This is a genomic window from Streptomyces gelaticus (assembly GCF_014649535.1).
GTDB classification, from domain to species: Bacteria; Actinomycetota; Actinomycetes; order Streptomycetales; family Streptomycetaceae; genus Streptomyces; species Streptomyces gelaticus.
In genome coordinates this window covers 370,144-373,680 of record NZ_BMTF01000007.1, presented here as the reverse complement: position 1 = coordinate 373,680, position 3,537 = coordinate 370,144, and the positions used below count along the sequence as shown (strand labels likewise).

The following is a 3,537-nucleotide window of genomic DNA, read 5'->3' as shown; positions in this document are numbered from 1 at the left end:
GCGTCCACCACGCCATGCTCGGCATCGCCCGCCTCCACAACCTCACTCTCGCCGGATGACTGGGAAACAACGCTGGTAAACCAGCATGCCGTAGATCATTTTCGGGACAGCGCTTAGGGGCTCGCAGGGGATCAACATGCTGGTTTGATCTCCGTGGGGTTGCTGTTCGCGAGGAGCTCGGTGACGTCAGCCGGCGTTCGGAACCTGGCTGTCGAGGGTGGAATGGTGTAGCCGTGCTCGGCCAGGAGGGGCCGGACTTGGTGAACGGCCCTGGTGAGGGGCTGCGGTTGACTCCGAAGAGCCGGGCGAGCAGGTCTCGGGTGCCGAGTTTGCGCAGGTAGAGCCTGGTGGCCGGGACCCTGTCGGCGGTGGTCGGCTTGTCCTTGGCCCCTGTGTCGCCGGCACGGATGTGTTCGCCTCCTCGCTGCTGGAGCGTTCTTGCTCACGCGGATGACCCACGGCCGCGGCCGCCTGCACCGCGGATGCGTCGCGCACTCGGATCGCGGCGGCGAATACACATGAGCAGACTTCCGTCGAGAAGTAGGCGAGTTGGGCCTGCGGCAGAGCTGCGGCCGCACCGGATCACGCTTCGACAACGCCGCTGCGGACAGCTTCTGGGCTCTGCTCATGGAAAAGATCGGCACACGCACCTGGCCCGACCGGGCCACAGCCCGCACGGAGGTCCTCGCCTTCATCGAGACGTTCTACAACCGGCGCGGCCTGCGCAAGCACAGAGTCTTCGGCTGCCTCACACCGGCCGAGACCAGGCAGCGTCACCAGCAAGACCTCGCAGCGTAAGGATCGAGTGTCCGAGATCACCGGGAAACTTCAGGGCAGGGTATCGACGCCGATGAGAACATCGCAGGTCACCAGTGCCACATCGGAGTGGACACCCTCGGTCTGCTGGTGGCCGTGTGGGTCACTGCGGCAAGTGTCTCCGCCAACGTCGGCGGCATGCATGTGATGTCCCACATGACAGCAACGAACCCCCCGAGTGACCAAGAGATGGGCCGACACCGGCTACCGCACCAAAGCCATCGACTACCGCGCCCGCCTCGGCATCGATGTGCAAGTCGTCCAGCGCCACCGCGGTACCAAAGGATTCAAAGTCATTCCCCGGCGCTGAGTGGTTGAGCGGACCTTCGGCCGGCTGGTGCACCACCGCCGTTTGGCCCGCGACCACGAAATCCACTCCCACCGTCCGAATCCATAATCCACGTCGCGGTGATCGACCTCACAAGCCGACGCCCCACCCGCGAATCCGCCCCCAACTGGCGCCACACCTGAACATCGAACCAAACGCTCCCACCGGGACGAAACGGTCCTTAAAGGCCTGTTTCACCATCCTCAATCGGCGGAGGCAGGTCACCTGTGAGCAGCCCGGATGCAACCCTCGCGGCCCGCCGTGAGTCAGAGACGCTGCGATGAGGTGGGGGTCTTCGCGCAACCGGGCCACAGGAATGGGTACGATGCGCGCGACCTTCATAAAGATTACTTAAGAGGATGTACACGTCATGAAAATCCACGCTCCGTATCGCTCCCTTCGCGGCATATCTGCCGTTGCCGCCCTGCTCGCGATCGGTGCGGTGGGATGCTCGGACGTCTCCGACGCCGTCGACAGCGCCAAGGACAGCGCGAAGAAGGTGGCTCGTCAGCGTTCGGTGTTCTCACTGGACATCGGCGACTGCTACAACCCGAACGGCAAGGCCGAGGAGACGGCGTACGCCGTCGAGATCGTGCCCTGCGACGAGGCGCACAAGGGCCAGGTCGTCGGCGAGTTCGCGATCGACAAGGGCAAGGGGTACCCCGGCGACGACGGGGTCTCGACGATCGCGGACACCCGCTGCCCGGCCGAGGCGCAGAAGTACGCCCCGGACACCTGGGCGCTCCCCAAGGGCGTCGCGCTCTTCTACTACACCCCGACCAAGGAGAGCTGGGCGACGGGTGACCGCGCGGTGAGCTGCACCTACACCGTGGAGAAGGGCACGTTCAGCGGCTCGCTGGGCACCGCGAAGTCCCTCAAGCCCGAGCAGAACACGTACCTCAAGGGTTCGAACGCGGTCTACGAGGCCCTGTGGGCGAACCAGTCCGAGAAGGACGCCGTCGAGGACGACCTGGCCGGCTACAAGGCGCAGGCCAAGGCCGTCGCGGCCGCCCTCGACGCACACGTCAAGGGCCTGGACGGCATCGAGGGCACCGAAGTCGGCAAGCTCCGCGCGACGCTGACGAAGGCGGCCGGAAACTGGAAGAAGGCCGCGAACGCCGCCGACGCCGACACCTTCTACATCGCCTACGACCCGGCGTTCACCGGCATTGACCCGAACAAGTCGGTCGCCGCCCGCAAGGAACTGGGGCTGGCCACCACCGTCCCGGCCGACGAGGCCGAGGTCTGGGCGGGCTGACGCTCTGTCGAAGCAGCGGGGTTGTGTCCATCAAGACGCAGGCCCCGGACGAGCGGGGCAGGGGGCAGGGCCTCGGCTGCCTGAGCCTGCGGATCGACGTTGAGCGTGGACATCCAGGTCGACCGCGGTCCCGACCACGGGCCGACGTAGGCCGACCACCGCAGGCCAGGTCCAACACACTGCTCCTGGAGCACGATCCGGCCGCCTCGCCCTCGCCCCGCTGCGGCCCGCCGCACGGGAAGCCGACGGCCGGGGCGGTCGGTGTTGTGCTGCCCGTACGATGACCGGCGTGCCTGTCCGCCGCGCTCTCGGCGCCGGCGCCCAGGCTTCGCGCTCAGCATCCGCGCTGCCCAGGCCGACCTGCTCGACGCGCTTCCGGAAGAGCGTCTGTCCGACCCCGGCGAACTGCGAGCCCGAGGCGTGCTCGGTTCTCGCCCGGCGGCGCACCTTGCGTGCCGTCGGCGAGCATCTCGCTGCGCCGCGTACTGGCGGACGAACCTGACTCTTTGGCAACTGGGGCCGCTGTTCGGGGGTCCCCAAGTCGGCTGCCGACCGCATCATCAATCGCCTCGGGCCGTCGCTCGCCCTTCAGCAGAGCAAGCGGTTCCGAAAGGACACCGTGTTGATCGTGGACGGCACCCTCGTCCCCACTCGTGATCACGCTGTGGCCGAGCAGTCAAAGAACTACCGATACTCCACCAACCACCAGGTTGTCATCGACGCCGACTCCCGACTCGTTGTCGCGGCCGGCCGGCCGTTGCCCGGCAATCGCAACGACTGCAAGGCATGGGAGCTGTCCGGTGCGAAGGACACCGTCGGCAAGACCATGGTGATCGCGGACGGCGGTTACCGGGGCACCGGCATCGTCATCCCTCATCGCCGAGAGAAAGCCAGACCGAACTCCCCGCATGGAAAGAGGAGCACAACGCCTCCCACCGCAAGGTCCGCGCCCGCGTCGAGCACGCCTTCGCCCGCATGTAGTCCTGGAAGATCCTCCGCGATTGCCGCCTCAAGGGCGATGGCGTGCACCACGCCATGCTCGGCCTCGCCCGCCTGCACAGCCTCACCCTCGCTGGGTGACACGGGAACAAGCTGGTCAGCCGCCACGTCGTAGACCATTTACGGGACAGCCCTT

The 3,537-nt window shown here is 66.8% G+C and carries 2 protein-coding genes and 3 pseudogenes; 4 read left to right on the top strand and 1 reads right to left on the bottom strand.

The features are described 5' to 3' along the window. Positions 1-131: 131 nt before the first annotated feature. A pseudogene (locus IE107_RS13925) lies at positions 132-430 on the bottom strand (transposase family protein); the annotation flags it as partial. Between the two features lie 119 nt (positions 431-549). On the opposite strand from IE107_RS13925, the gene IE107_RS13920 reads away from it, so the two are divergent. The 4 genes and pseudogenes from IE107_RS13920 to IE107_RS13910 all read left to right on the top strand — a co-directional run. Beyond that, complete coding sequence (locus IE107_RS13920) at positions 550-798, top strand: hypothetical protein (RefSeq protein ID WP_189544049.1); 249 nt, start codon at positions 550-552, stop codon at positions 796-798. A 30-nt stretch (positions 799-828) separates the two neighbouring features. Then, positions 829-1,287, top strand: a pseudogene (locus IE107_RS35915) (transposase); the annotation flags it as partial. A gap of 227 nt (positions 1,288-1,514) precedes the next feature. Then, a complete protein-coding gene (locus IE107_RS13915; protein ID WP_189544048.1) occupies positions 1,515-2,402 on the top strand; it encodes a septum formation family protein in 888 nt (295 codons plus the stop codon). A gap of 462 nt (positions 2,403-2,864) precedes the next feature. Further along, a pseudogene (locus IE107_RS13910) lies at positions 2,865-3,482 on the top strand (transposase); the annotation flags it as partial. Between the last annotated feature and the right edge of the window lie 55 nt (positions 3,483-3,537).